The sequence below is a fragment of the Ralstonia sp. RL genome, assembly GCF_001683835.1.
Taxonomy (GTDB): Bacteria; Pseudomonadota; Gammaproteobacteria; order Burkholderiales; family Burkholderiaceae; genus Ralstonia; species Ralstonia mannitolilytica.
On record NZ_LWRX01000146.1, the window covers coordinates 1 to 23,283 of the forward strand.

General features: G+C 62.4%; 36 protein-coding genes. 2 read left to right on the forward strand and 34 right to left on the reverse strand.

Annotated elements, in window-relative coordinates; all coding sequences use genetic code 11:
* The 3 genes from ccsA to A6M56_RS13470 all read right to left on the reverse strand — a co-directional run.
* Positions 1-786: cytochrome c biogenesis protein CcsA (ccsA, locus tag A6M56_RS13460; protein ID WP_286758186.1), on the reverse strand; the 786-nt coding region annotated here is incomplete at its 3' end.
* Between the two features lie 7 nt (positions 787-793).
* Positions 794-2,989 (reverse strand): cytochrome c biogenesis protein ResB, encoded by a 2,196-nt coding sequence (locus tag A6M56_RS13465; protein WP_102080164.1) that lies wholly within the window; start codon positions 2,987-2,989, stop codon positions 794-796.
* Positions 2,990-3,099: 110 nt separating this feature from the next.
* On the reverse strand, positions 3,100-3,759 hold the full coding sequence (locus A6M56_RS13470) for a c-type cytochrome (protein WP_045785034.1): 660 nt from the start codon (positions 3,757-3,759) through the stop codon (positions 3,100-3,102).
* Between the two features lie 270 nt (positions 3,760-4,029).
* Here A6M56_RS13470 and yihA point away from each other — a divergent pair, with 270 nt between their 5' ends.
* Together yihA and hemB are read left to right on the forward strand one after the other, a co-directional pair.
* On the forward strand, positions 4,030-4,731 hold the full coding sequence (gene yihA / locus A6M56_RS13475) for a ribosome biogenesis GTP-binding protein YihA/YsxC (RefSeq protein WP_045785035.1): 702 nt from the start codon (positions 4,030-4,032) through the stop codon (positions 4,729-4,731).
* 153 nt (positions 4,732-4,884) lie between these two features.
* On the forward strand, positions 4,885-5,877 hold the full coding sequence (gene hemB / locus A6M56_RS13480) for a porphobilinogen synthase (RefSeq protein WP_496113498.1): 993 nt from the start codon (positions 4,885-4,887) through the stop codon (positions 5,875-5,877).
* Between the two features lie 3 nt (positions 5,878-5,880).
* On the opposite strand, the gene dsbD is transcribed toward hemB, so the two are convergent.
* From dsbD to rpsJ, 31 genes are all read right to left on the reverse strand, one after another.
* Positions 5,881-7,710, reverse strand: coding sequence for a protein-disulfide reductase DsbD (dsbD, locus tag A6M56_RS13485; RefSeq protein ID WP_102080165.1), 1,830 nt, complete (start codon positions 7,708-7,710; stop codon positions 5,881-5,883).
* An 18-nt stretch (positions 7,711-7,728) separates the two neighbouring features.
* A complete protein-coding gene (cutA, locus tag A6M56_RS13490) occupies positions 7,729-8,070 on the reverse strand; it encodes a divalent-cation tolerance protein CutA (RefSeq protein ID WP_102080166.1) in 342 nt (113 codons plus the stop codon).
* A gap of 157 nt (positions 8,071-8,227) precedes the next feature.
* The gene (gene rplQ, locus A6M56_RS13495) at positions 8,228-8,626 is read right to left on the reverse strand and encodes a 50S ribosomal protein L17 (protein ID WP_045785039.1); all 399 of its coding nucleotides are present in this window, start codon (positions 8,624-8,626) and stop codon (positions 8,228-8,230) included.
* Positions 8,627-8,764: 138 nt separating this feature from the next.
* The gene (locus A6M56_RS13500; RefSeq protein WP_004634508.1) at positions 8,765-9,745 is read right to left on the reverse strand and encodes a DNA-directed RNA polymerase subunit alpha; all 981 of its coding nucleotides are present in this window, start codon (positions 9,743-9,745) and stop codon (positions 8,765-8,767) included.
* Between the two features lie 240 nt (positions 9,746-9,985).
* Complete coding sequence (gene rpsD, locus A6M56_RS13505; protein WP_045785040.1) at positions 9,986-10,609, reverse strand: 30S ribosomal protein S4; 624 nt, start codon at positions 10,607-10,609, stop codon at positions 9,986-9,988.
* 202 nt (positions 10,610-10,811) lie between these two features.
* Positions 10,812-11,213, reverse strand: a complete 402-nt coding sequence (gene rpsK, locus A6M56_RS13510) for a 30S ribosomal protein S11 (protein WP_011002900.1) — start codon at positions 11,211-11,213, stop codon at positions 10,812-10,814.
* Between the two features lie 24 nt (positions 11,214-11,237).
* The gene (gene rpsM, locus A6M56_RS13515; RefSeq protein ID WP_045785041.1) at positions 11,238-11,603 is read right to left on the reverse strand and encodes a 30S ribosomal protein S13; all 366 of its coding nucleotides are present in this window, start codon (positions 11,601-11,603) and stop codon (positions 11,238-11,240) included.
* Between the two features lie 21 nt (positions 11,604-11,624).
* Positions 11,625-11,741 (reverse strand): 50S ribosomal protein L36, encoded by a 117-nt coding sequence (gene rpmJ, locus A6M56_RS13520; protein ID WP_003264141.1) that lies wholly within the window; start codon positions 11,739-11,741, stop codon positions 11,625-11,627.
* Positions 11,742-11,771: 30 nt separating this feature from the next.
* A complete protein-coding gene (infA, locus tag A6M56_RS13525; RefSeq protein WP_003264140.1) occupies positions 11,772-11,990 on the reverse strand; it encodes a translation initiation factor IF-1 in 219 nt (72 codons plus the stop codon).
* 26 nt (positions 11,991-12,016) lie between these two features.
* Positions 12,017-13,339 carry a preprotein translocase subunit SecY gene (secY, locus tag A6M56_RS13530; RefSeq protein ID WP_045785042.1) on the reverse strand — a complete coding sequence of 441 codons (1,323 nt, stop codon included), beginning with the start codon at positions 13,337-13,339 and terminating at the stop codon, positions 12,017-12,019.
* A 57-nt stretch (positions 13,340-13,396) separates the two neighbouring features.
* Positions 13,397-13,828: a 50S ribosomal protein L15 gene (gene rplO, locus A6M56_RS13535; protein ID WP_024977880.1), complete on the reverse strand. Its 432-nt coding sequence runs from the start codon at positions 13,826-13,828 to the stop codon at positions 13,397-13,399.
* An 18-nt stretch (positions 13,829-13,846) separates the two neighbouring features.
* Complete coding sequence (rpmD, locus tag A6M56_RS13540) at positions 13,847-14,029, reverse strand: 50S ribosomal protein L30 (protein WP_006576229.1); 183 nt, start codon at positions 14,027-14,029, stop codon at positions 13,847-13,849.
* Between the two features lie 22 nt (positions 14,030-14,051).
* Positions 14,052-14,570 carry a 30S ribosomal protein S5 gene (gene rpsE / locus A6M56_RS13545; RefSeq protein ID WP_013211230.1) on the reverse strand — a complete coding sequence of 173 codons (519 nt, stop codon included), beginning with the start codon at positions 14,568-14,570 and terminating at the stop codon, positions 14,052-14,054.
* Positions 14,571-14,591: 21 nt separating this feature from the next.
* On the reverse strand, positions 14,592-14,948 hold the full coding sequence (rplR, locus tag A6M56_RS13550) for a 50S ribosomal protein L18 (protein ID WP_009241896.1): 357 nt from the start codon (positions 14,946-14,948) through the stop codon (positions 14,592-14,594).
* An 11-nt stretch (positions 14,949-14,959) separates the two neighbouring features.
* Positions 14,960-15,493, reverse strand: coding sequence for a 50S ribosomal protein L6 (gene rplF / locus A6M56_RS13555; RefSeq protein WP_045785043.1), 534 nt, complete (start codon positions 15,491-15,493; stop codon positions 14,960-14,962).
* Positions 15,494-15,505: 12 nt separating this feature from the next.
* A complete protein-coding gene (gene rpsH / locus A6M56_RS13560) occupies positions 15,506-15,901 on the reverse strand; it encodes a 30S ribosomal protein S8 (protein WP_003271376.1) in 396 nt (131 codons plus the stop codon).
* A gap of 27 nt (positions 15,902-15,928) precedes the next feature.
* Complete coding sequence (rpsN, locus tag A6M56_RS13565) at positions 15,929-16,234, reverse strand: 30S ribosomal protein S14 (protein ID WP_003264132.1); 306 nt, start codon at positions 16,232-16,234, stop codon at positions 15,929-15,931.
* 9 nt (positions 16,235-16,243) lie between these two features.
* On the reverse strand, positions 16,244-16,786 hold the full coding sequence (rplE, locus tag A6M56_RS13570; protein WP_045785044.1) for a 50S ribosomal protein L5: 543 nt from the start codon (positions 16,784-16,786) through the stop codon (positions 16,244-16,246).
* A gap of 26 nt (positions 16,787-16,812) precedes the next feature.
* Positions 16,813-17,121 (reverse strand): 50S ribosomal protein L24, encoded by a 309-nt coding sequence (gene rplX / locus A6M56_RS13575; RefSeq protein ID WP_045785045.1) that lies wholly within the window; start codon positions 17,119-17,121, stop codon positions 16,813-16,815.
* An 11-nt stretch (positions 17,122-17,132) separates the two neighbouring features.
* Positions 17,133-17,501 (reverse strand): 50S ribosomal protein L14, encoded by a 369-nt coding sequence (rplN, locus tag A6M56_RS13580; RefSeq protein ID WP_003264129.1) that lies wholly within the window; start codon positions 17,499-17,501, stop codon positions 17,133-17,135.
* A 266-nt stretch (positions 17,502-17,767) separates the two neighbouring features.
* On the reverse strand, positions 17,768-18,037 hold the full coding sequence (gene rpsQ / locus A6M56_RS13585; RefSeq protein ID WP_045785046.1) for a 30S ribosomal protein S17: 270 nt from the start codon (positions 18,035-18,037) through the stop codon (positions 17,768-17,770).
* Complete coding sequence (gene rpmC / locus A6M56_RS13590; protein ID WP_004634481.1) at positions 18,034-18,228, reverse strand: 50S ribosomal protein L29; 195 nt, start codon at positions 18,226-18,228, stop codon at positions 18,034-18,036. Before rpmC ends, rpsQ begins: the two co-directional genes overlap by 4 nt.
* A gap of 12 nt (positions 18,229-18,240) precedes the next feature.
* Positions 18,241-18,657: a 50S ribosomal protein L16 gene (rplP, locus tag A6M56_RS13595; RefSeq protein WP_003264123.1), complete on the reverse strand. Its 417-nt coding sequence runs from the start codon at positions 18,655-18,657 to the stop codon at positions 18,241-18,243.
* Positions 18,658-18,659: 2 nt separating this feature from the next.
* Entirely contained in the window at positions 18,660-19,451 is a 792-nt protein-coding gene (rpsC, locus tag A6M56_RS13600) for a 30S ribosomal protein S3 (RefSeq protein ID WP_045785047.1), read from the reverse strand.
* Between the two features lie 9 nt (positions 19,452-19,460).
* Positions 19,461-19,790: a 50S ribosomal protein L22 gene (rplV, locus tag A6M56_RS13605; protein WP_003271370.1), complete on the reverse strand. Its 330-nt coding sequence runs from the start codon at positions 19,788-19,790 to the stop codon at positions 19,461-19,463.
* A gap of 9 nt (positions 19,791-19,799) precedes the next feature.
* On the reverse strand, positions 19,800-20,075 hold the full coding sequence (gene rpsS, locus A6M56_RS13610) for a 30S ribosomal protein S19 (RefSeq protein WP_045785048.1): 276 nt from the start codon (positions 20,073-20,075) through the stop codon (positions 19,800-19,802).
* A 21-nt stretch (positions 20,076-20,096) separates the two neighbouring features.
* Entirely contained in the window at positions 20,097-20,927 is an 831-nt protein-coding gene (rplB, locus tag A6M56_RS13615) for a 50S ribosomal protein L2 (protein WP_045785049.1), read from the reverse strand.
* Positions 20,928-20,929: 2 nt separating this feature from the next.
* On the reverse strand, positions 20,930-21,244 hold the full coding sequence (rplW, locus tag A6M56_RS13620) for a 50S ribosomal protein L23 (protein ID WP_004634476.1): 315 nt from the start codon (positions 21,242-21,244) through the stop codon (positions 20,930-20,932).
* On the reverse strand, positions 21,241-21,861 hold the full coding sequence (gene rplD / locus A6M56_RS13625; RefSeq protein WP_045785050.1) for a 50S ribosomal protein L4: 621 nt from the start codon (positions 21,859-21,861) through the stop codon (positions 21,241-21,243). Before rplD ends, rplW begins: the two co-directional genes overlap by 4 nt.
* 11 nt (positions 21,862-21,872) lie before the next feature.
* Complete coding sequence (rplC, locus tag A6M56_RS13630) at positions 21,873-22,526, reverse strand: 50S ribosomal protein L3 (RefSeq protein ID WP_082063008.1); 654 nt, start codon at positions 22,524-22,526, stop codon at positions 21,873-21,875.
* A 285-nt stretch (positions 22,527-22,811) separates the two neighbouring features.
* Complete coding sequence (rpsJ, locus tag A6M56_RS13635; RefSeq protein ID WP_003264110.1) at positions 22,812-23,126, reverse strand: 30S ribosomal protein S10; 315 nt, start codon at positions 23,124-23,126, stop codon at positions 22,812-22,814.
* Between the last annotated feature and the right edge of the window lie 157 nt (positions 23,127-23,283).

Genomic DNA, 23,283 nt, shown 5'->3' on the forward strand with positions numbered 1-23,283 from the left:
GGCGGGCACGTGGATCTTCATCCACCAGCTCTGCAGCGCCGGCACCAGCGGTTGGATCTCCTGCGCGCCGCGCGACACGGTGTACCAGAGCAGGAAGCCCACCGCGGCCGACACCACGAGCATCACGAACGGCCCGAGCGCGCGCGTCTTGTAGCGCTGCTCGTAATACAGATAGAACAGCGAGGTGATCAGCGTGAAGAGGATGAACACCTCATACAGGTTCGAGATCGGGATGTGGCCGATATCCGCACCCACCAGATACGACTCATACCAGCGCACCAGCATGCCCGTCAGGCCGAGCACCACCGCCGCCCAGCACAGCTTGCTGCCGATGGCGCCGCCGGCTTCCCAACGCAGCACGAGCCCGGCCCAGAAGAACAGCGTCGAGAGGAAGATCAGCGCGCTCATCCATAAGATGGCCGACTGGCTGGCGAGGAAATACTTGAGGAAGAAGGCGTGGTCGGCGCGCGCAAGCTCAGGGCCATTGGCGCCGCTGTACTGTGAGATGCCGAATAGCGCCAGCACCGCGATGCCGATCATCAAGGCACGCACCGGCTTCCACGTCCAGCCCAGCCATGCGAATGCGGGGACGGCAGCGGCGAGGATTCCACGCTCGTAGCCATCCATATAGTTGCCGTAGCGCGAGAAGGCGTAGCCGGCGCCGGCAGCCAGCAGCACCGCGAACAGCCAGTCGAACCAGCCCAGGCGGCGAAAATACGACGGCCGCTGCAACGCACCAAGATCGGCGCTCGCCACGGAGGTTTGGGGAGGAGTGGTCGCTTCCATCGCCTGCTCACTTCGTTGGTTTGGACTCGGCATCCGCTGCACTGGCGGCGCCGCTTGGGTCCGCCATGCCGGCAGCGGCGCGGACATCGTGCTTGAGGCGCTCGAACTCGCGGTCGAAGTCGAGTGTGCGGCGCGTGGTCGACATGGCCGTCAACACATGTGCGCCAGAGGTGGTATCGCCGGGTTGCGGCCGAATCCACAGCCACCAGCGGCGCTCTCGTACGTAGAACATCGAGAACACGCCCAGCACCAGCAGCAACGACCCAAGATACACGATGTTCTTGCCCGGCGCACGCGTGAGCTGGAACACGCTGGCCTGCACCTGCTGGAAGTCGGCGAGCTGCAGATAGACAGGCGCACCATAGAACACGCTGTCCGACAGCGCGTTGATGGCGCTCTGCAGCCACTGGCTGCTCGCCGCGTCGACCGCCGGTGCGGCCTGGCCGGCCTGGGCCCGCGCGAGGTGCCACAGTTCCCACATCGAGCTGTTGATGATCTTCATCAGGACGTCGGCGGCCTTCTCGCGCTCCGCTTCCGGGACGGACTTCTGCAGAAAGGTGGCGACCGCAGCGAAACCGCCCTGCGCCTGCGGGGCATCGCCCTTCGCATCGGGGGCGCCCGCGAACAGGTCGAGGGCGCGCCGGGCGCTTTCCGTCAGCTGCCTGCGCAGCTCTGCACGGTCCTCGCCGGGCATGGACAGCAGTGCGAACCGGCGCGCCGCCTCTGCGCGCATCGCCGGAGTCTGCAGCGCGGCGCGCAGGCGCATCCAGTCGTTCACGGTGCCCTGGGCGTCGGCGGGAATGCGCAGGTAGCGGAACGGCTCGTCGGGCTGCGTGCGCACGCCGGCGAGAAACACGGATTGCCCGTCCAGCGTAACGGGCAGCATGTAATTGCTGAACTCGCGCGCCTGGCCGTTCGCGTCGCGCAGCTTGTACTGCACCGACGGACCGACATTGCGCAGGCCACGCTCGCGCGTGGTCCGGGTGGCGTTGCCGAGTTCGGCCCGCAAGCCTCCGGCATCGCCGCCGCGCTTGCCTACGCCGCGTGCGTCGGGCTTGCCGGAGGCGTCGGTCACGGTCTCGATGTTCATCAGCCGGAAATCGGTGAACTCCACCGTGTAGTCCGTACCGTGGCCGCTGAGCCGCGCGTTCTCGCCCACGGTGCCCGACATGGCGAAGGTCTTGTCTTCCGCCCCGCGCATCGGAAAGCCTGTGAGCTTGAGCTTGGAGCCGCCGTCCTCGAAGCTCGACTGATAGATCGCCACGCCGTCATACACGAACGGCTTGTTCACCTCGACGCGTGCGTCCGTCTGCTTGCCGGTGCGGCGGTCCGTCACGACGATGTCGCTGGCGAACAGCTTCGGCATGCCGGTCGAGTAATGCTCGACGGTGAACTTCTTGAGCGTGATGGTGAACGGCAGGTCCTGGATGAGCGCCCCGTCGCCAATGTTCAGGATCGCCGTGCCGACCGTTGCTCCTTCCGGCACAAAGGCGTTGCCCCGGAAGCCCGGGTTGGCGGTGCTCAGGCGATGCTCCGGGCCGATCTCGCTGATGACCGCATTGCCCTTGATCGGCGATTTGCCGCCAAACCACATCTGCAGGCGGATCATCATGTCGCCGTCGAGCAGCCCGCCCACGCAGATGATGACGATGGCCGCATGCGCCAGGATGTAGCCGATCTTGTTGCCCGCGCCGGCCTTGGCGGTGATGAGCGTCGCGCCGCCGTCGCGTGCAAACGCCCGGATGCGGAACCCGCGGTTCTGCGCGAGTGCTGCAAGGCGGGCCGTTACGGTGGCCGCATCGGCCGGCGCGTCGAATTCGTCCTTGTGATGGAACGCGCGCAGGCTGCCTTCACGCACGTTCTCGCGCCAGGCGCGCATGTCGGCGAGCATCTTCGGCGCATTGCGCACGATGCACAGCGACGTCGACACCACCAGGAACGCCAGGATCAGCAGGAACCACCACGCGCTGTAGACCGTCGGCAGCGACAGCGAACGGAACACGTCGGCCCAGAACGGCCCGAACTGGTTGACGTAGTTCGGATAGGGCTCGTTCTGCTTGAGCACCGTGCCGATCACGCTGGCAATGGCGATCACCGTCAGCAGGCTGATGGCAAAGCGCATCGACGACAGCAACTCGACCGTCTCGCGCAGCGCGCGGCGGCGGGTGCGGATCTGAACGCCGGAGGTGGAGGCAGAAGACATGCGGGACAACGCTATTCAGAAACGAAAACAGGGTGGCGATGCCAGGCGCATTGCCACCCTGTTTTTCTTATGGATTGTGCGACCGTCAATTGACGGCCGGGTGCGACAGATTAGCGCAGGCCGGCAATGTAATCCGCCACGGCCTTGATCTGCTCGGCCGTCATGCGGCTGGCTAGGTCGTGCATCTGCACGCTGTTCTTGCGCGTGCCGTTCTGGAACGCCACCAGCTGGGCCTCGGTGTATTCGGCGAACTGGCCAGCGATGCGTGGGTACTGCGCCGGGATGCCGGCGCCGGTCGGGCCGTGGCAGCCCGCGCACGCTGCGATGCCGCGCTTGGCATCGCCGCCGCGATACAGCTTCTGGCCCAGTTCGATGGTGTCCTTGTTCTTGGCCGAGCCGGGCTTCCAGGCGGCCTGCTTGCCCAGGTAGGCACCGATGTCCTTCATATCCTGCTCGGAGAGCGCACTCGCGTAGAGCGACATGACCGGCTGGTTGCGCTCGGTCTTGGCCTTGAAATCCTTGAGCTGCTTTTCGATGTATTCGGCGTGCTGACCGGCCAGCTTCGGGTTGACGTTCATCGCGCTGTTGCCGCCGGCGCCGTGGCAGCTGGTACAGGCCGGCACGCCGTTGGCCGGGATACCGGTATTGAAGAGCGTCTCGCCGCGGGCGGCGTCAGCCTTGGCGACTTTCTGCTCGGCAGCGTAGGCCACGGAAAAGGCCGATGCCAGGGACAGCGCTGCGACAGCAACAACGTTCGCGATGCGGTTCATTCGCACACCTTGTTTAGATTGTTTTCGAATGCTGCGTGCGCCGCCTAATGCCACACACTTCGGCCCGACCCTGCGGCGCGCGGCATCCCCTTCTCCTCTTGCCAGATCGGCACATGAAAACGGACCGGCCCGGGCCTCGGGGCGGTCCTGCGACGGATCTGGCGGGGACGTCCGTAAACCGGCGTATTGTACAATAACCCTTCTGCAATGCGACCTAGCGGCGCAGCATCTACGCAGTTTCAACACCGCAGTCTACAAGGTTCGCCGCGCATGTCGCTCCTCCATCAAGCCCGTTTCTTTACCACCGTCAATCATCTGCGCGATCTTCCGCCAACGGCCGTGCCGGAGGTGGCGTTTGCGGGCCGCTCGAACGCGGGCAAGTCCACCGCGATCAACATCCTGTGCAACCAGAAGCGGCTGGCGTTCTCGAGCAAGACGCCCGGCCGCACGCAGCACATCAATTATTTCTCGGTCATGCCGGCCAAGGCGGAAGACCCGCTCGGCTTCCTCGTCGACCTGCCGGGCTATGGTTATGCCGAGGTGCCGGGCGAAGCGAAGTCGCACTGGGAACACCTGCTCGGCGACTACGTCCAGACCCGCCCGCAACTTGCCGGCCTGGTCATCATGATGGACGCACGCCGGCCCTTCACCGACCTCGATTGCCAGATGGTCGAGTGGTTCCTGCCGACGGGCAAGCCGATCCACGTGCTGCTCACCAAGGCGGACAAGCTGACCAACAACGATGCCTCACGCTCGCTGATGGGGGCGCGCAAGGTACTGAAGGATTATCAGGCGCAGACCGACGGCGATGTATCGCTGACGGTGCAGCTGTTCTCGAGCCTGAAGCGCCGCGGCATCGAAGAAGCGCAGCGAATTGTCGCAGGCTGGCTGTGCCTGCCCGAAGCCTCCGAGCCCGTGCCGCCGGCCACGAAGGCAAAAAAAACCCCGTCGCCAGACGCGCAACGGGGATAACGACCCCATCGAGCCATCGATGGGAACCCGCGTCAGGGAGGAGCCGCGGGGGACGCTGCATCAGCGTCGCTGGCGCATTGTCCGTGCGTAAGAGGGATAATCGCCAAGAAAGTTTTCAAAGTTCACAGTGTGTTCTTAGAGTCTGCTGACATGATTTCGAGCTTCCCCGACCATCGTCCGCGCCGCATGCGCCGCGACGATTTCTCCCGCCGCATGATGCGCGAGTCGCGCCTCACACCCGACGATCTGATCTACCCTGTGTTCATCCTTGAAGGCAGCAACGTACGCCAGGCCGTGCCGTCCATGCCGGGCGTCGAGCGGGTGTCGATCGATGTGCTGATGGGCGTCGCCGAGCAGTGCGTGCAACTGGGCATTCCGGTGCTCGCGCTGTTCCCGGTCATCGAACCGTCGCTCAAGACGCCGGACGGCATCGAGGCGACCAACGCAGACGGCCTGATCCCGCGCGCCGTGAAGGCGCTCAAGGCGCGCTTTCCCGAGCTAGGCATCCTGACCGACGTGGCGCTCGACCCGTACACGAGCCACGGCCAGGACGGCGTGCTCGATGACAACGGCTACGTGCTCAACGAAGAGACGGTGGAAATCCTCACGCGCCAGGCGCTGGTGCAGGCTGAAGCCGGCGTGGACATCGTCGCTCCGTCAGACATGATGGACGGCCGCATCGGTGCGATCCGCCTGGCGCTGGAGCACGACAACCACATCTACACGCGCATCATGGCGTACGCCGCCAAGTACGCATCGGCGTTCTACGGCCCGTTCCGGGATGCCGTGGGTTCGGCCGCGAACCTGGGCAAGGGCAACAAGATGACCTACCAGATGGATCCGGCCAATTCGGACGAGGCGCTGCGCGAAGTGGCGCTCGACATCGCCGAGGGCGCCGATATGGTAATGGTCAAGCCCGGCATGCCGTATCTCGACATCGTGCGCCGCGTGAAGGACGAATTCCGCTTCCCGACGTACGTGTACCAGGTCAGCGGGGAATACGCGATGCTGAAAGCCGCCGCGCAGAACGGCTGGCTGGATCACGACAAGGTCGTGCTGGAATCACTGCTGGCGTTCAAGCGTGCCGGCGCAAACGGCATCCTGACGTACTTCGCACTGGACGCCGCCCGTCTGCTGCGAGCCTGATGATCAGGTGGAAGGTTTCGCCGCCTGTGCCGTGCCGAGTGCGCGGCGCAGGCTGGCGAGGAACGTGTCGGCACGCTGAAAGCCGATCACCCGGGCTTGTACCTCGCTGCCGCGCACATCAAAGAAGACGGTCCCCGGCGGGCCGAACAGGCCAAAGCGCTTGAGCAGTGCTTGGTCATCTGCAGTGTTGGCCGTGACGTCCGCCTGCAGCAACACCACCTCGGCGAGCGCCGCGCGCACCCGCGCATCGGTGAACGTCAGGTGCTCCATCTCCTTGCAACTCACGCACCAGTCGGCGTAGAAGTCGAGCATCACAGGTTTGCCGGCTGCACTGGCGTTGCGCACTTCGGCATCGAGCTCGGTCACGCTCTTCACGCGCTTGAAGGTCAACGCCGGTGCGTTCGTCATCGCCGAGGTGCGCAGCACGCCCGCCAACGGCTGCAGCGGATCGCGCCCGCCTGCGGCCACGCCCAACAGCTGTGCCACGCCGGCCAGCGCCAGCACCATGCCGATCACCTTGCCCAGGCGTTGCAGGTTGCCGGCGCCGTCGGGCAGCGAATCGAACGTCCGCAGAAACACGGACGCGCCGATCAGCAGCGTACCCCAGCCGACCATCGCCATCCACGCAGGCACGACCGGCTGCACGATGTACCAGGCCACCGCCAGCAGGATGAAGCCGAAGACCGCCTTGGTGACGACCAGCCAACGCCCCGAACGCGGCAGCAGATTGCCAGCGCCCACACCGACGAGAATCAGCGGAATCCCCATCCCGATAGACAGCGCGAACAGCGCCATACCGCCCACGGCCGCGTTGCCGGTTTGCGAGATGTACACGAGCGCTCCCGCCAAGGGCGCGGTGACGCAAGGGGACACAATCAAGGCAGACAGCGCGCCCATGACGGCCGCTCCCACCACCTGGCCGCCGCTCAGCTTGTTGGACGCCTGCGTCAGGTGGTGATGCCACGCCGCCGGCAGCTGCAGTTCGTACAAGCCGAACATCGACAACGACAGCAACGCGATCAGCAGCGCAAAGGCACCCAGCACCCAGGCATTCTGCAACGCTGCCTGCAGCCCCTGGCCTGCCAGCCCGGCAGCCACGCCCAGCGCCGTATAAACAACGGCCATGCCGAGCACGTACGCCACCGACACCAGTGCCGCGCGCATACGCGTGGCGTGCTCCCCCACAACGATGGCCGACACGATCGGCAGCATCGGCAGCACACACGGCGTAAAGGTCAGCAGCAAGCCCAAACCAAAGAACAGCGCAGCGATCGCGCCGAGGTTGCCGCTGTCCAGTGTGCTGGCAATGCGTCCTTGCTTGCCCTCCGGTTCGGTGCTGTCTGCCGCCGCGGCAGTCGGCGCCATGGGTACGGCTGAGGCAGGCGACGGACGCACCTGGAACCGGCTCTTCATCGGCGGGTAGCATAGACCCTGGTCCGCGCAGCCCTGGGAGGTCACGATCATCGTGAACGGCGAGTCTGCATTCAGTGCCTTCACGCGGAAGGCAACCTCATGGCGATACGTCTCGACGTCCTTGTTGAAGGTCTCGTCAAATTTGACCTTGCCGGGCGGCATGTCGAGCGGGGCCAGCGTGACGGTGGCCGGTTCGGCGCCCACGGCAAAGCGCTCGCGATACATGTAATAGCCATCGGCAATGCCGAAGCGGACCTCGACGGTCTGCCCGTCCACCTGCGTCGCCGAAAAACGGAAAGCCTGCTCCGGCGGCAGGAAGTCGTCAGCGGCATGCGCGGGAACCCGCAAAAGCGCCACCAAGACGAGCAGCACGAGCCATTGCAGCATGCGCCGCGCGGACAGGAACGAAGACGAGGTCATATCAACAACAATCAGACGTCAGACAGAGGGCGGCGGCGAAGCTTCTTCAGCTACCCACGCAAGATACGCCGGCAAGCCCGCCGTCACCGGCACGGCGATGAGTTCCGGCACCTCGTAGGGATGCGCCTGGCGCAACACCGCTTCCAGCGCCGGGTACACCGCCTGCGTCGTCTTGATCAGAAGCGGGATCTCGGTCGCGTGCTCGATCGCGCCGTTCCACCAGTACGACGACATGCACGCCGGCAACCGGTTGACGCAAGCGGCCATGCGGGATTCCAACACGGCCCGGGTGACACGATCCGCGCTATCCACATTCGGCAGGTTGGTCAGCACAAGCAGTACATCGGTTCCAGCGGGCATAGAGCCTCCATCAGCGCCATGGGGCGACATGTCGGTTGCGGCAGGCAACAAAAAAGCCAGGACGTAAGTCCTGGCTTCATTGTAATGCGCGCCGAGGCACGCATTTTTCGTAGCCCCCGCCGCGACGCCATGTCGCAGCGGCGAACTTCGGCTGACCTTACTCAGCAGCCGCTTCGGCTTCCACAGCCTCGGCAACTTCCGGGCGATCGACCAGCTCGACCAGCGCCATCGGCGCGTTGTCGCCCTGGCGGAAGCCGAACTTCAGGATGCGGGTGTAGCCGCCCGGACGGGTCGCGTAGCGCGGGCCCAGTTCCGTGAACAGCTTGGTGACCATATCGCGGTCGCGCAGACGGGCAAATGCCAGGCGGCGGTTTGCAACGGTGTCCTTCTTGGCCAACGTGATGAGCGGCTCGACAACCTTGCGCAACTCCTTGGCCTTCGGCAGGGTGGTCTTGATCAGCTCGTGCTGGAACAGCGAGTTGGACATGTTACGCAGCATCGCGAGACGGTGCGACGAGGTGCGGTTCAGTTTCCGCAGACCATGACGGTGACGCATGATGATTCCTTCTTAAGAGTGTTTGACCAGCTCTTCTATCGCCCCTGACGAGGCGCGGGCCGGTAGCCTTGACTATGCCGCTCAGACCGCAGCGACGGGAAAACGGCCGATGCACAGGCACCGGCCGACAACTGCAATTTACTTCTCGAGACCTGCGGGCGGCCAGTTCTCGAGCTTCATGCCGAGCGTCAGGCCACGCGAAGCGAGGACTTCCTTGATCTCGTTGAGCGACTTGCGACCCAGGTTCGGGGTCTTGAGCAGCTCGTTCTCGGTACGCTGGATCAGGTCGCCGATATAGTAGATGTTTTCAGCCTTCAGGCAGTTGGCCGAACGCACCGTGAGCTCGAGGTCGTCAACCGGGCGCAGCAGGATCGGGTCGATCTGCGGAGCGCGGGCAGCGGCGGCCTCTGCGGCGCTTTCGGTGCCTTCCAGGGCAGCGAACACCGAGAGTTGATCCACCAGAATGCGAGCCGACTGGCGAATCGCTTCCTCCGGCGAGATCACGCCGTTGGTCTCGATGTTCATGACCAGCTTGTCGAGGTCGGTACGCTGCTCCACACGGGCAGACTCCACCGCGTACGACACGCGGCGCACCGGTGCGAACGAGGCGTCCAGCACGATGCGGCCGATGACCTTGCTCGACTCGTCGCCGAACTTGCGCACGTTGCCCGGCACATAGCCGCGGCCCTGCTCGACCTTCAACTGCAGATCCAGCTTGCCGCCAGCCGACAGGTTGGCGATCACGTGGCCCGGGTTGATGATCTCGACGTCGTGCGGCAGCTCGATATCGGCGGCCGTCACCACACCCTCGCCTTCCTTGCGCAGCGACACCGTGACTTCATCACGGTTGTGCAGCTTGAACACCACGCCCTTGAGGTTCAGCAGCAGGTTGACGACGTCTTCCTGCACGCCATCGATGGTGGAATATTCGTGGACGACCCCAGCGATCGTGACTTCGGTCGGGGCATAGCCGACCATCGACGACAGCAGCACGCGGCGCAGCGCGTTGCCGAGCGTGTGGCCATAGCCGCGCTCGAACGGTTCCATGACGACCTTCGCGTGATGATCGCCAAGCGGCTCAACCGCAATAATTTTGGGCTTCAGGAGTGCTGTTTGCATGTAGGTTGTCCTGTTTCAATACCCTCGGCTCGTTACACCGATAAGGCTGACGGATTGGACTGGAAAGATTCCATCGCGAACCCCGCGACGGAAGACGCACGTGCCGCAAACGCGTTGCGGCACGTAGCGATTCGGATTGCTGCGGCGCCTAAAGACTTTCGGCACACGACCACAATGTTGTAGACGATGAGCGTCCCCAAAAGGCGCACGAACCCGCACCTTCCGGTACGGGCGTCGTCATTAACGCGAATACAGTTCGACGATCAGGCTTTCGTTGATGTCGCCGGCGATATCTGCACGATCCGGGACTTGCTTGAAGATGCCTTCCATCTTCTTCGCATCGACGGTCACCCAGCTCGGGAAACCGGTCTGCTCAGCCAGCGACAGCGATTCAGCGATACGCACTTGCTTCTTCGACTTTTCGCGAACGGCGATCACGTCGCCCGACTTGATCTGGGCCGACGGCACGTTCAGCGCCTGACCGTTGACCAGGATCGCCTTGTGCGACACCAGCTGGCGCGCTTCAGCGCGGGTCGAGCCGAAGCCCATGCGGTAGACGACGTTGTCCAGACGCGACTCCAGCAGTTGCAGCAGGGTTTCACCCGTGTTGCCCTTGCGGCGGTCGGCTTCGGCGAAGTAGCGGCGGAATTGACGCTCCAGCACGCCGTAGATGCGCTTGACCTTCTGCTTTTCACGCAGTTGGTTGCCGTAGTCGGAAGTGCGCGCCCCCGAGGTACGGCCATGCTGACCAGGCTTGCTGTCCAGCTTGCACTTGTCGGCGAGCGAGCGACGTGCGCTCTTCAGGAAAAGATCAGTACCTTCGCGGCGAGACAGTTTCGCCTTGGGGCCGGTATAGCGTGCCACGTTGCGTTCCTTTGTTTTCAGTCATCCGCAGCACAAACTCTGCGGACGGTCCGTCATCGGGCTCCAACCGGAGCCATGACGAACAGTGGGCTTATGAAAAGACGAAACCCGCCTTCCAGAACAATCCGGAAGACAGGCAAGCGGGCAAGTATAGCACCCGCAGACCGACCTCGCCAGCAACTGGCGCGGCCGGCCGAATCACTTAGATGCGACGGCGCTTCGGCGGACGGCAGCCGTTGTGCGGCACCGGCGTCACATCTTCGATCACCTGAATCTTGATACCCAGGTTGTTCAGTGCGCGCACGGCCGATTCACGACCCGGGCCCGGGCCCTTGATGCGCACTTCCAGGTTCTTGATACCTTGGTCCTGCGCCACGCGGCCAGCACTCTCAGCAGCCACCTGAGCGGCGAACGGCGTCGACTTGCGCGAGCCCTTGAAGCCCTGGCCACCCGACGTCGCCCACGACAGGGCATTGCCCTGACGGTCGGTGATCGTGATGATCGTGTTGTTGAACGACGCGTGAACGTGCGCGATGCCGTCGGCGACGTTCTTGCGAACCTTCTTGCGCGCGCGCTGGGCGGCGGTATTCGCTGCTTTTGCCATAGTTCCTATCCTTTACCCGACGGATTACTTCTTGAGCGCAACGCCGGCCTTGCGCGGACCCTTGCGGGTACGGGCATTGGTGCGGGTACGCTGACCGCGCATCGGCAGGCCCTTGCGATGGCGCACGCCACGATAGCAGCCCAGATCCATCAGGCGCTTGATGTTCATCGTCGTTTCACGGCGCAGATCGCCTTCGACGGTGAACTTGTTGACTTCGTCACGCAGCTTTTCCAGGTCAGCGTCCGTCAGGTCCTTGACCTTCTTGTCGGTCGGGACACCGGTCACCTCGCAAATCTTCTGAGCGCGCGAGCGGCCGATACCGTACACAGCCGTCAGGCCGATCACGGTATGTTGGTGGTTGGGGATGTTGACCCCTGCGATACGTGCCATTCGTCAATCCTCTTTGCGAAATTAGCCTTGGCGCTGCTTATGACGCGGGTCCGACGAGCAGATCACACGCACCACGCCCTTGCGCTTGATGATTTTGCAGTTGCGGCAAATGCGCTTAACAGAAGCCAGCACTTTCATGATTTTCCTCTTCCTTCAATTCCAGTCCGCTCACTTCGCCCGGAATACGATGCGCGCGCGGGACAGATCATACGGGGTCAATTCGACCGTCACCTTGTCCCCGGGCAAGATGCGGATGTAATGCATTCGCATCTTGCCGGAAATATGGCCTAACACTACGTGGCCGTTTTCCAGTTTGACGCGGAACGTCGCGTTGGGGAGGTTTTCCAGCACCTCACCCTGCATCTGGATCACGTCGTCTTTAGCCATGTCCCTTCAGCTTCGTGCGACCGCTCCTAGCGGAGCGTCAAGTTACCCTTGAAATTCGCCTTCTTCATCAAAGACTCGTACTGCTGAGACATCACGTAGGACTGCACTTGCGCCATGAAGTCCATCGTGACCACCACGATGATCAACAGCGACGTCCCACCAAAGTAGAACGGCACATTCCAGCGCAGCACCAAGAACTCCGGCAGCAGACACACCAGCGTGATGTAGATCGCACCCGCCAGGGTCAGACGCACCAGAATCTTGTCGATATACCGCGTGGTTTGCTCGCCCGGACGAATACCCGGAATGAACGCCCCACTCTTCTTCAGGTTATCTGCAACCTCGCGGCTGTTATAGACCAGCGCGGTGTAGAAGAAACAGAAGAAGATGATCGCCGCCGCATACAGCAGGATGTACACCGGCTGACCCGGCGACAGCGTTGCCGCCAGATCCTTGACGAACCGTGCAACCGGATTCGTCGAGTTGCCGGCCGTAAACCAGCCCGCGATCGTGGCCGGGAACAGAATGATCGACGATGCGAAGATCGGCGGAATCACCCCGGCCATGTTCAACTTCAGCGGCAGATGCGACGACTGACCGCCATAAATCTTGTTACCAACCTGCCGCTTGGCGTAGTTGACGAGGATCTTGCGCTGGCCGCGTTCGATGAACACCACCAGATACGTCACCGCGCCAATGATCGCCACCACCAGGATCGCGGAGAAAATCCCCATCGAACCCGTGCGCACCAGCTCAAACAGCCCGCCGATCGCGTTGGGCAGACCCGCTGCGATCCCGCCGAAGATGATGATCGAGATGCCGTTGCCCAGACCACGCTCGGTGATCTGCTCACCCAGCCACATCAGGAACATCGTGCCCGTCACCAGCGTGATCACCGCGGTGGCACGGAACATCAGGCCCGGATCCAACACCAGGCCCGGCTGCGCCTCGAGCGCCACGGCAATGCCGAGCGCCTGGAAGGTTGCCAGGACCACCGTACCGTAGCGCGTGTACTGCGTGATCTTGCGCTGGCCGGCCTGACCTTCCTTCTTCAACGACTCCAACTGCGGCAGCACGATCGTCAGCAGCTGCATGATGATCGACGCCGAGATGTACGGCATGATCCCCAGCGCAAACACCGTGAACCGCGACAGCGCACCGCCGGAGAACAGGTTGAACATCCCGAGGATGCCGCCCGACTGCCGTTGGAAGAGCTGCGCCAGTTGATCCGGATCGATACCCGGCACGGGAATGTGCGCGCCGATCCGGTACACCAGCAGTGCCAGCACCAGGAACATGAGCCGACGGCGAAGATCGCCGTACTTGGCCGTGTTCTTGGCCTGGGCCATCACATTAGGTTTCGCCGTGGCCAAACGGATGCTCCGTCAGTGTGAAACAGCAGGCGATTAAGCCAGCGAGCCACCAGCTGCTTCGATTGCGGCCTTCGCCCCAGCCGTTGCGCCGATACCCTTCAGGGTCACCTTCTTGTCGATTTCGCCCGACAGGATCACCTTGGCGCTCTTGACCATCTCGCCCACCAGGCCGGCTTGCTTGAGGGACAGCAGATCGATTTCCTCGATCGGCAGCCCCGCCAGGTCGCCCAGACGCACTTCAGCGGTGAATTCCTTTGTCAGCGAGGTGAAACCACGCTTGGGCAGACGACGATGCAGGGGCATCTGGCCGCCTTCAAAGCCGACCTTGTGGAAACCACCCGAACGCGACTTCTGACCCTTGTGACCACGGCCAGCCGTCTTGCCCAGGCCCGAGCCAATACCGCGACCAACGCGGCGCTTGGCGTGCTTGGAGCCGGCTGCCGGCTTCAGGTTATTCAGTTGCATGCTCTTCTCCGTCTTCCCTTAGCCGATGACCTTGACCAGGTAGGACACCTTGTTGATCATGCCGCGCACTGCGGGCGTGTCCTGCAATTCGGACACCGAGTTCAGGCGGCGCAGGCCCAGACCACGCACCGTAGCGCGATGGTCTTCGCGCGTGCCGATCAGGCTGCGCACGAGTTGGACTTTCACGGTTTTCTGCGACATATCGTTCACCTATCCCTTCGGCTTAGCCGAGGATCTCTTCGACCGACTTGCCACGCTTGGCAGCAATCTCAGCCGGGGTGCTCATCTTGCGCAGGCCGTCCAGCGTTGCGCGCACCATGTTGTAAGGATTGGTCGAACCGTGCGACTTGGTCACGATGTTCGTCACGCCCATCACTTCGAAGATGGCGCGCATCGGACCACCGGCGATCACACCAGTACCGTCCTTTGCAGGCATCATCTGCACCTTGGCGGCGCCATGCTTGCCAACCACTTCGTGCTGGAGCGTACCGTTCTTCAGCGGAACCTTAACCATCTTGCGACGGGCTTCGTCCATTGCCTTCTGCACGGCCACGGGCACTTCCTTGGCCTTGCCTTTGCCCATGCCGATACGGCCGTCGCCGTCACCCACCACGGTCAGTGCGGCGAAACCGAGAATACGGCCGCCCTTGACCACCTTGGTCACGCGGTTGACCGCGATCATCTTCTCGCGAAGACCGTCGTCGCGTTCGTCCCCTTGGACCTTCGGTTGAATTTTTGCCATGACGATATCCTCTATGCCGGCTTAGAACTTCAGGCCAGCTTCGCGTGCCGCGTCAGCCAGTGCCTTCACGCGACCGTGATAACGGAAACCCGAGCGATCGAACGCCACGGCTTCGATGCCGGCAGCCTTCGCCTTCTCGGCGATACGCTTACCCACCAAGGTGGCGGCAGCGGTGTTGCCACCGTTGCCGTTCAATTCCTTGCGGACTTCGGCTTCCGCCGTCGAGGCCGAAGCCAGGACCTTGGTGCCGTCTTCCGAGAAGACCTGCGCGTAGATGTGCAGGTTCGTACGGTGCACAGCCAGACGGGCGACGTTCAGTTCCGCAATCTTCAGGCGGGTCTGACGTGCACGGCGCAGACGCGAGTCATTTTTGTTCATGATGTGCACCCTTACTTCTTCTTGGTTTCCTTCAGGATCACACGCTCATCGGCGTAGCGCACACCCTTGCCCTTGTACGGCTCAGGCGGGCGATAACCACGCACTTCAGCGGCGACCTGACCAACTTTCTGCTTGTCCGAACCCTTGATGATGATTTCGGTTTGCGTCGGCGTTTCCGCCTTCACGCCTTCCGGCATCTCATGGATCACGTCGTGCGAGAAACCGAGTTGCAGCTTCAGGGCGTTGCCCTGAACCGAGGCACGGTAACCCACGCCGACCAGGTTCAGCTTGCGCTCGAAACCCGTCGTCACACCCTTCACCATGTTGGCCGTCAGGGCGCGCATCGTGCCTTGCAGCGCATTGGCTTCACGCGACTCGTCTGCGGGCGAGAACGTGATCGTGCCGTTGTCGGTGTTGACCTTGACCAGCTCGTGAATCGGCTGCGACAGGGTACCCAGCGGGCCCTTGACGGTCAGCAGACCACCAGCGAAATTGACTTCGGCGCCCTTGGGCAGCGCGATGGGAGCCTTACCTACGCGAGACATGGTTCCCCTCCCTTAGGCGACGTAGCAAATGACTTCGCCACCGACACCGGTTGCGCGGGCACGGCGATCCGTCATCAGACCCTTCGGGGTCGAGATGATGGCAACGCCCAGGCCGTTCATCACTTGCGGGATTTCGTTACGGCCCTTGTACACGCGCAGACCAGGCTTCGAGACGCGCTCCAGGCGCTCGATGACCGGACGGCCGGCGTAGTACTTCAGACCAATCGTCAGGGTTGCCTTGCCACCCTGCTCGGTCACGGCGAATTCGTCGATGTAGCCTTCGTCCTTCAGGACCTTGGCGATTGCCACCTTCAGCTTCGACGACGGCATGACCACCGACGCTTTTTCCACCGCTTGCGCGTTGCGGATACGCGTCAGCATATCGGCGATCGGATCGCTCATGCTCATACTGTTTCTCCTGTAGCCTGTGCGTGATTACCAGCTGGCTTTCGTCAGACCCGGGATCTCGCCCTTGAAGGCGATTTCACGGAGCTTGTTACGCGCCAGGCCGAACTTGCGGAACGTACCGCGGGGACGACCGGTGATCGAGCAGCGGTTGCGCTGACGAGTCGGGTTCGCGTTGCGCGGAAGCTGCTGCAGCTTCAGACGCGCTTCGTAACGCTCTTCTTCCGACTTGCTTTGGTCGGCCACGATGGCTTCGAGAGCGGCGCGCTTTTCAGCGTACTTGGCCACGAGCTTGGCACGCTTCTTCTCGCGTTCGATCAGAGACAATTTAGCCACGGTAACCCCTTAATTACGGAACGGGAACTTGAATGCGTTGAGGAGCGCCTTGGCTTCCTCGTCGCTCTTCGCCGTCGTGGTGATGCTGATGTTCAGGCCACGCAGCGCGTCGATCTTGTCGTACTCGATCTCGGGGAAAATGATCTGCTCTTTCACACCGATGTTGTAGTTGCCACGACCGTCGAACGCCTTGCCGGACACACCGCGGAAGTCGCGCACACGCGGCAGCGACACGGTGATGAAGCGGTCCAGGAATTCGTACATGCGCTGGCCACGCAGCGTGACCATCGTGCCGATCGGGTAACCCTGGCGGATCTTGAAGCCGGCGATAGCCTTGCGGGCTTTCGTCACGACAGGCTTCTGGCCCGCGATCTTGGTGAGGTCGCCAGTGGCGTGCTCAATGACCTTCTTGTCATTCACAGCCTCGCCAAGACCCATGTTCAGGGTGATCTTGGTGATGCGCGGCACTTCCATCACGGACTTGTAGCCGAACTGCTTGATCAGTTCGGGCACAACCTTTTCTTTGTAAAACTCTTGCAGACGCGCAGTCATGCTCAACTCCTCTCTCTCGCCCAGAATCAAGCGCCGACGGCAGCACCGGTGGTCTTCAGTACGCGCGTCTTCACGCCACCTTCGACCTTGATGCCGACGCGCGACGGCTTGCCATTGGCATCCACGAGCGCAACGTTCGAAATATGGATGGGCATGACCTTGTCGACCACACCACCCGTGGTACCCAGCATCGGGTTCGGGCGCACGTGCTTCTTGGCGACGTTCACGCCTTCCACGGTCACGTGCTCGCCGAGCACAGCGAGCACGGTACCTTGCTTACCCTTGTCCTTGCCGGTGCGGACGATGACGCGATCGCCCTTGCGAATCTTGTTCATGCGGCCTCCGATTACAGCACTTCCGGCGCGAGCGACACGATCTTCATGAAGCGCTCGGTACGGAGTTCGCGAGTGACCGGCCCGAAGATACGGGTGCCGATCGGCTCAAGCTTGGTGTTCAGCAGCACGGCGGCATTGCCGTCGAACTTGATGAGCGAGCCGTCAGGACGGCGCACGCCCTTGGCGGTACGCACCACCACGGCGTTATAGATGTCGCCCTTCTTGACGCGACCACGCGGGGCAGCATCCTTGACGCTGACCTTGATGATGTCGCCGACGCTGGCGTAGCGGCGCTTCGAACCGCCCAGCACCTTGATGCACATGACTTCACGCGCACCCGTGTTATCGGCCACTTCGAGCCGGCTTTCTGTCTGAATCATGGTGTTCTCGTCCCAACTTAATTCGCCAGGCACACAATGCGCGGAGGCGATCAGTCTTGGTCCCGCCGGCCGCTGGCATTGCGCCAGCCGCGATTGGGTTGATCAACTTGAAGTCGGTAGCTGCCCGACGGCGAGCGCCGCCCGGCCCATTCTTTTTTCCCTCGACCCGAGCCGACTGCGATGCAGCCGACACCCTTACAAAGGGAAAGACCGAGACTATATCACATAATCTCGGTCTTGCAACAGCAAACTACTTCGCTGTTGTTTTAGATCACGCGTGCAGCTTCAACCAGACGCGACACCACCCACGACTTGGTGCGCGAGATCGGGCGCGATTCCGTGATCTCAACCTTGTCGCCTTCGTTGTACTGGTTGGCTTCGTCGTGCGCATGGTACTTCTTGGAGCGCACCACGTACTTGCCGTACAGCGGATGCTTGACGCGGTTTTCGACCAGGACCGTCACGGTCTTGTCCATCTTGTTGCTGACAACGCGACCGACGAGCGTGCGCTTCAGGGACGTTGCGGCTTCAGTCATTTCTGGTTCCCCTTCTGGCCCAGCACGGTGCGGACGCGCGCGATGTCACGACGCACCTTCTTCAGCTGGCTGGTGTTCTGCAGCTGTTGCGTCGCCTTTTGCATGCGCAGGCCAAATTGAGCCTTCAGCAGCTCGGAGAGCTCCTGGTTCAGCCCGGCGACATCTTTGTCGCGCAGTTCGGATGCTTTCATGGTGTGTGCTCCTTACGTTCCGACCTGACGCACCACGAAGCTGGTCGCGATCGGCAGCTTGGCGGCCGCCAGGCGGAACGCCTCGCGTGCCAGTTCTTCACCGACGCCATCCATTTCGTACAGCATCTTGCCCGGCTGAATTTCAGCCACGTAGTATTCCGGGTTGCCCTTACCGTTACCCATACGGACTTCGGCAGGCTTCTTCGAGATCGGCTTGTCCGGGAAAATCCGGATCCAGATGCGGCCGCCACGCTTGATGTGACGGGTCATCGCACGACGGGCCGACTCGATCTGACGTGCCGTCAGACGGCCGCGGCCCATCGCCTTCAGGCCGAACTCGCCGAAAGAGACCGCATTACCGCGCGTTGCGATACCCGTGTTGCGGCCCTTCTGCTCCTTGCGGTACTTCCTACGCTTCGGTTGCAGCATGTTTATTCTCCAGTCTTGGCGTCGGCGCCACGACGGGCACCTGCGCCAGCACCGCGGCGCTGACCAGCCGGACGGCCCTCGCCCTCACGGCGGCGACCTTCCGGGCGACCCGGACGGCGACGGCGCTCATCTTCCTTCGGCTCTTCCACGACGGGCGCATCGTTGCGGCCCAGATGGTCGCCCTTGTACACCCACACCTTGACACCGATGATGCCGTAGGTGGTTTCCGCTTCGGAGAAGCCGTAGTCGATGTCGGCGCGCAGCGTGTGCAGGGGCACACGGCCTTCGCGGTACCACTCGGTACGGGCGATTTCGATACCGTTCAAACGGCCCGAGCTCATGATCTTGATGCCCTGGGCACCCAGGCGCATCGCGTTCTGCATTGCGCGCTTCATTGCGCGGCGGAACATGATGCGGCGCTCGAGCTGCTGCGTGATCGAATCGGCGATCAGCTGTGCATCGACTTCCGGCTTGCGGATTTCTTCGATGTTCACGTGCACAGGCACACCCATGCGACGCTGCAGCTCGGCCTTCAGCAGTTCGATGTCCTCGCCTTTCTTGCCGATCACCACGCCCGGACGCGAGCTGTAAATGGTGATACGTGCATTCTTGGCCGGACGCTCGATGACCACGCGGCCCACCGAAGCGTTCTTCAGCTTCTTCTTCAGAAACTCGCGAACCTCGATGTCTTCCTTGAGCATGTCCGCAAACTGGGTGTTGCTGGCGTACCAGCGCGATGCCCAGTTACGGCTGACAGCCAGACGGAAGCCAGTCGGATGAATCTTCTGTCCCATCGTGACCCCTTAGTTGCCCAGCGTCACAGTGATGTGACAGGTTTGTTTCTCGATGCGGTTGCCACGGCCCTTCGCACGTGCGGTGAAGCGCTTGAGCGACGTTGCCTTGTCGACGTAGATCGACTTGACCTTCAGCTCGTCGATGTCGGCGCCTTCGTTGTGCTCGGCGTTCGCGATGGCGGACTCAACCACCTTCTTCACGATGCCAGCCGCCTTTTTCGGGCTGAACGTCAGCACGTTGAGCGCGCGCTCGATCGGCAGACCGCGGATCTGGTCAGCAACCAGACGCGTCTTCTGTGCGGAGATACGGGCGCCGCGATGAATCGCTTTAACTTCCATGATTGCCCCTTATCGCTTCGCTTTCTTGTCGGCAGCGTGGCCCTTGAACGTGCGCGTCAGCGCAAATTCACCGAGCTTGTGGCCAACCATGTTTTCCGTGACATACACGGGAACGTGCTGACGGCCGTTGTGGACGGCGATCGTCAGGCCGATGAAGTCCGGCAGAATGGTCGAGCGACGCGACCACGTCTTGATGGGCTTCTTGTCCTTGCTGCTCACCGCCGCTTCCACCTTCTTCAGCAGGTGGGCGTCGATGAACGGACCTTTCTTTACGGAACGAGTCATTTCTTAGCTCCTACCTACCGATTAACGCTTGTGGCGGCGCTGGACGATCATGCTGTCCGTGCGCTTGTTACGACGGGTGCGGTAGCCCTTGGTCGGCGTGCCCCACGGGGACACCGGATCACGGCCAGCTGCGGTACGACCTTCACCACCACCGTGCGGGTGATCGATCGGGTTCATCACCACACCACGGACGGTCGGGCGGATACCGCGCCAACGCGTCGCACCGGCCTTGCCGATCTGGCGCAGGCTATGCTCTTCGTTGCCGACTTCACCGATGGTGGCGCGGCACTCGATGTGCACGCGACGCACCTCACCCGAGCGCAGACGCACTTGAGCGTAGATGCCTTCGCGAGCCAGCAGCACGGCGGACGTACCGGCCGAGCGGGCGATTTGTGCGCCCTTGCCCGGCAGAATCTCCACGCAGTGGATCGTCGTACCGACCGGGATGTTGCGGATCGGCAGGTTGTTACCGGCCTTGATCGGCGCTTCCGAGCCGTTGGCGATGGCCTGGCCGACCACGGCGCCCTTCGGGGCGATGATGTAGCGGCGCTCGCCATCGGCGAACAGGACCAGCGCGATGTTGGCGCTGCGGTTCGGATCATATTCCAGGCGTTCGATCTTGGCCGGAATACCGTCCTTGTCGTTACGCTTGAAATCGACCACACGATAGTGGTGCTTGTGACCACCGCCCTTGTGACGGGTGGTGATGTGGCCGTTGTTGTTACGGCCCGACTTCTGGATTTGCTTTTCCAGCAGCGGAGCGTACGGCGCGCCCTTGTGAAGGTCGGGATTGACGACCTTCACCATCGAGCGGCGGCCCGGCGATGTCGGCTTGGTTTTGACGAGTGCCATGATTACTTGGCCTCCGCTTCAAAATTGATTTCCTGACCCGGCTTCAACGAAACGTAGGCCTTCTTCACGTGGTCACGACGACCCATGAAGCGACCGAAGCGCTTTTGCTTGCCCTTCTGGTTCAGGATCTGGACGGACTCGACCTCGACCTTGAACAGCAGTTCGACGGCAGCCTTCACTTCGCCCTTGTTGGCGTCGCGGGCCACTTCGAACACGACCTGCTCGTTCTTCTCGGCCACCAGGGTTGCCTTTTCAGACACCACAGGTGCCAGCAGCACCTGCATCAGGCGATGGTCGTTCTTGGCAACTTGCGTCATTTCAGCAACTCCTCGATCTGCGCGACGGCGCCCTTCGTCACGAGCACCTTCTTGTAGTGCACGAGCGACAGCGGATCGGCGTGACGCGGCTCAACCACGAGCACGTGCGCCAGGTTGCGCGATGCCAGGAAGAGATTTTCGTCCAGGTTATCGGTAATCACGAGCACCGAATCCAGGCCCATGGCGCGGAACTTGTCGGCCAGCAGCTTGGTCTTCGGGGCTTCGACGGACAGGCTGTCAACGACGTTGATGCGGCCTTCGCGGGCAAGCTGCGAATAAATCGAGCGCATGCCGGCGCGGTACATCTTCTTGTTGACCTTCTGCGAGAAGTTTTCTTCCGGGCTGTTCGGGAAGATACGACCACCCCCACGCCACAGCGGGGAGGAGCTCATACCTGCACGGGCGCGACCCGTACCCTTCTGGCGCCACGGCTTCTTGGTCGTGTGCTTGACCTCTTCACGATCCTTCTGCTTACGGTTGCCGCTGCGCGCGTTGGCCTGGTAAGCGACGACGATCTGGTGAACGAGGGCCTCGTTGTAATCACGGCCGAACACTTCCGGCGAGGCAGCAACACCCGCGCCGAGTTGACCGTTGTCCTGGAGCAGCTTCAGTTCCATGCGTTTGCTCCTTATGCCTTCTTGGCGCGAGCCTTCACGGCCGGCGTGACGATGACTTGACCGCCCTTGGCACCCGGGATGGCGCCCTTGACCAGCAGCAGCTTGCGCTCTGCGTCGATGCGGGCGATTTCCAGGTTCTGGACGGTACGGGTGACGTCACCCATGTGACCGGTCATGCGCTTGCCCGGAAACACACGGCCCGGATCCTGCGCCATACCGATCGAGCCCGGCACGTTGTGCGAACGCGAGTTACCGTGCGACGCGCGGCCCGACGAGAAGTTGTAACGCTTGATGGTACCGGCGTAGCCCTTACCAATCGTCACGCCCTGGACGTCGATCTTCTGACCGACTTCGAACAGGTCGACGCTGATGTTCGCGCCGGGCTGGAATTCTGCGGCACGAGCGGCATCCACTCGGAATTCTTTGATGACTTCGCCCGCTTCCACACCGGCTTTGGCGAGATGACCCGCCAGCGGCTTGGTGACGCGGCTGGCACGGCGGGTGCCGAAGGTGACTTGAACCGCGGTGTAACCGTCGGTCTCGTCCGTCTTGATTTGCGTCACGCGGTTGTCGCCGACCTCGAGCACGGTGACGGGAATCGAATCGCCGTCGTCCGTGAAAATACGGGTCATGCCAACCTTGCGACCTACAAGGCCAAGGCTCATGGTTTGCTCCATTCCCAGCTGCGATTGGCCGGGGCTGATTGATACTACGAATCTTGAACTGGGCCGCGCCTAAAGAGACAGCGCACGGCCAAATGGCCAGCCCACTCCCCTTGACTAAAGGGGTAGCCCTACACTATATCCCGGTTACGGACAATCCGCAAGCACGATTGGCGGATTCCCGTCCGGGCGTCGCGCACGGAACAACATTCTTGGCAAAAAGCAAAACGGCGAGCACCTGGCTCGCCGTCCGCGCCCGTTGCCGGCGAACCGGCAGCGTTGTCTTGCTTACTGCAGCTTGATCTCGACGTCCACGCCGGCCGGCAGGTCCAGCTTCATCAGCGCGTCGACAGTCTTGTCGGTCGGATCGACGATGTCCATCAGGCGCTGATGCGTACGGATTTCGAACTGGTCGCGGCTGGTCTTGTTGACGTGCGGCGAACGCAGGACGTCGAAACGCTGGATGCGGGTCGGCAGGGGCACCGGGCCCTTGACGATCGCGCCGGTGCGCTTGGCGGTCTCGACGATCTCAGCGGCCGACTGGTCGATCAGGCGATAGTCGAAAGCCTTCAGGCGGATACGGATCTTTTGGTTCTGCTGCATGATGTTTCCTTAAAGAGCGTGGCGGCCAGGCCGCCGGAAGATGGAAAGAGCGATAACCCGACGATGCGCCGCGCCCTTTGGCAGCAGCGGCGCATCAGTCCGCCTTACTCGATGATCTTGGCGACGACGCCGGCGCCGACGGTACGGCCGCCTTCAC

Coding starts and splice junctions, on each gene's coding strand:
- A6M56_RS13465 (WP_102080164.1), bottom strand. CDS start 2,989: ATGTCTTCTGCCTCCACCTCCGGCGTTCAGATCCGCACCCGCCGCCGC.
- A6M56_RS13470 (WP_045785034.1), bottom strand. CDS start 3,759: ATGAACCGCATCGCGAACGTTGTTGCTGTCGCAGCGCTGTCCCTGGCA.
- yihA (WP_045785035.1), top strand. CDS start 4,030: ATGTCGCTCCTCCATCAAGCCCGTTTCTTTACCACCGTCAATCATCTG.
- dsbD (WP_102080165.1), bottom strand. CDS start 7,710: ATGACCTCGTCTTCGTTCCTGTCCGCGCGGCGCATGCTGCAATGGCTC.
- cutA (WP_102080166.1), bottom strand. CDS start 8,070: ATGCCCGCTGGAACCGATGTACTGCTTGTGCTGACCAACCTGCCGAAT.
- rplQ (WP_045785039.1), bottom strand. CDS start 8,626: ATGCGTCACCGTCATGGTCTGCGGAAACTGAACCGCACCTCGTCGCAC.
- A6M56_RS13500 (WP_004634508.1), bottom strand. CDS start 9,745: ATGCAAACAGCACTCCTGAAGCCCAAAATTATTGCGGTTGAGCCGCTT.
- rpsK (WP_011002900.1), bottom strand. CDS start 11,213: ATGGCAAAAGCAGCGAATACCGCCGCCCAGCGCGCGCGCAAGAAGGTT.
- rpsM (WP_045785041.1), bottom strand. CDS start 11,603: ATGGCACGTATCGCAGGGGTCAACATCCCCAACCACCAACATACCGTG.
- rpmJ (WP_003264141.1), bottom strand. CDS start 11,741: ATGAAAGTGCTGGCTTCTGTTAAGCGCATTTGCCGCAACTGCAAAATC.
- infA (WP_003264140.1), bottom strand. CDS start 11,990: ATGGCTAAAGACGACGTGATCCAGATGCAGGGTGAGGTGCTGGAAAAC.
- secY (WP_045785042.1), bottom strand. CDS start 13,339: ATGGCCCAGGCCAAGAACACGGCCAAGTACGGCGATCTTCGCCGTCGG.
- rplO (WP_024977880.1), bottom strand. CDS start 13,828: ATGCAACTGAATAACCTGAAGCCGGCAGCCGGCTCCAAGCACGCCAAG.
- rpmD (WP_006576229.1), bottom strand. CDS start 14,029: ATGTCGCAGAAAACCGTGAAAGTCCAACTCGTGCGCAGCCTGATCGGC.
- rpsE (WP_013211230.1), bottom strand. CDS start 14,570: ATGGCAAAAATTCAACCGAAGGTCCAAGGGGACGAACGCGACGACGGT.
- rplR (WP_009241896.1), bottom strand. CDS start 14,948: ATGAACAAAAATGACTCGCGTCTGCGCCGTGCACGTCAGACCCGCCTG.
- rplF (WP_045785043.1), bottom strand. CDS start 15,493: ATGTCTCGCGTAGGTAAGGCTCCCATCGCGCTGCCCAAGGGCGCCGAA.
- rpsH (WP_003271376.1), bottom strand. CDS start 15,901: ATGAGCATGAGCGATCCGATCGCCGATATGCTGACGCGTATCCGCAAC.
- rplE (WP_045785044.1), bottom strand. CDS start 16,786: ATGACTGCGCGTCTGCAAGAGTTTTACAAAGAAAAGGTTGTGCCCGAA.
- rplX (WP_045785045.1), bottom strand. CDS start 17,121: ATGAACAAGATTCGCAAGGGCGATCGCGTCATCGTCCGCACCGGCAAG.
- rplN (WP_003264129.1), bottom strand. CDS start 17,501: ATGATTCAGACAGAAAGCCGGCTCGAAGTGGCCGATAACACGGGTGCG.
- rpsQ (WP_045785046.1), bottom strand. CDS start 18,037: ATGACTGAAGCCGCAACGTCCCTGAAGCGCACGCTCGTCGGTCGCGTT.
- rpmC (WP_004634481.1), bottom strand. CDS start 18,228: ATGAAAGCATCCGAACTGCGCGACAAAGATGTCGCCGGGCTGAACCAG.
- rplP (WP_003264123.1), bottom strand. CDS start 18,657: ATGCTGCAACCGAAGCGTAGGAAGTACCGCAAGGAGCAGAAGGGCCGC.
- rpsC (WP_045785047.1), bottom strand. CDS start 19,451: ATGGGACAGAAGATTCATCCGACTGGCTTCCGTCTGGCTGTCAGCCGT.
- rplV (WP_003271370.1), bottom strand. CDS start 19,790: ATGGAAGTTAAAGCGATTCATCGCGGCGCCCGTATCTCCGCACAGAAG.
- rpsS (WP_045785048.1), bottom strand. CDS start 20,075: ATGACTCGTTCCGTAAAGAAAGGTCCGTTCATCGACGCCCACCTGCTG.
- rplB (WP_045785049.1), bottom strand. CDS start 20,927: ATGGCACTCGTCAAAACCAAGCCGACATCGCCGGGCCGCCGCTCGATG.
- rplW (WP_004634476.1), bottom strand. CDS start 21,244: ATGACGCAAGTTGCCAAGAACGACCATCGCCTGATGCAGGTGCTGCTG.
- rplD (WP_045785050.1), bottom strand. CDS start 21,861: ATGGAACTGAAGCTGCTCCAGGACAACGGTCAACTCGGCGCGGGTGTT.
- rplC (WP_082063008.1), bottom strand. CDS start 22,526: ATGAGCCTTGGCCTTGTAGGTCGCAAGGTTGGCATGACCCGTATTTTC.
- rpsJ (WP_003264110.1), bottom strand. CDS start 23,126: ATGCAGCAGAACCAAAAGATCCGTATCCGCCTGAAGGCTTTCGACTAT.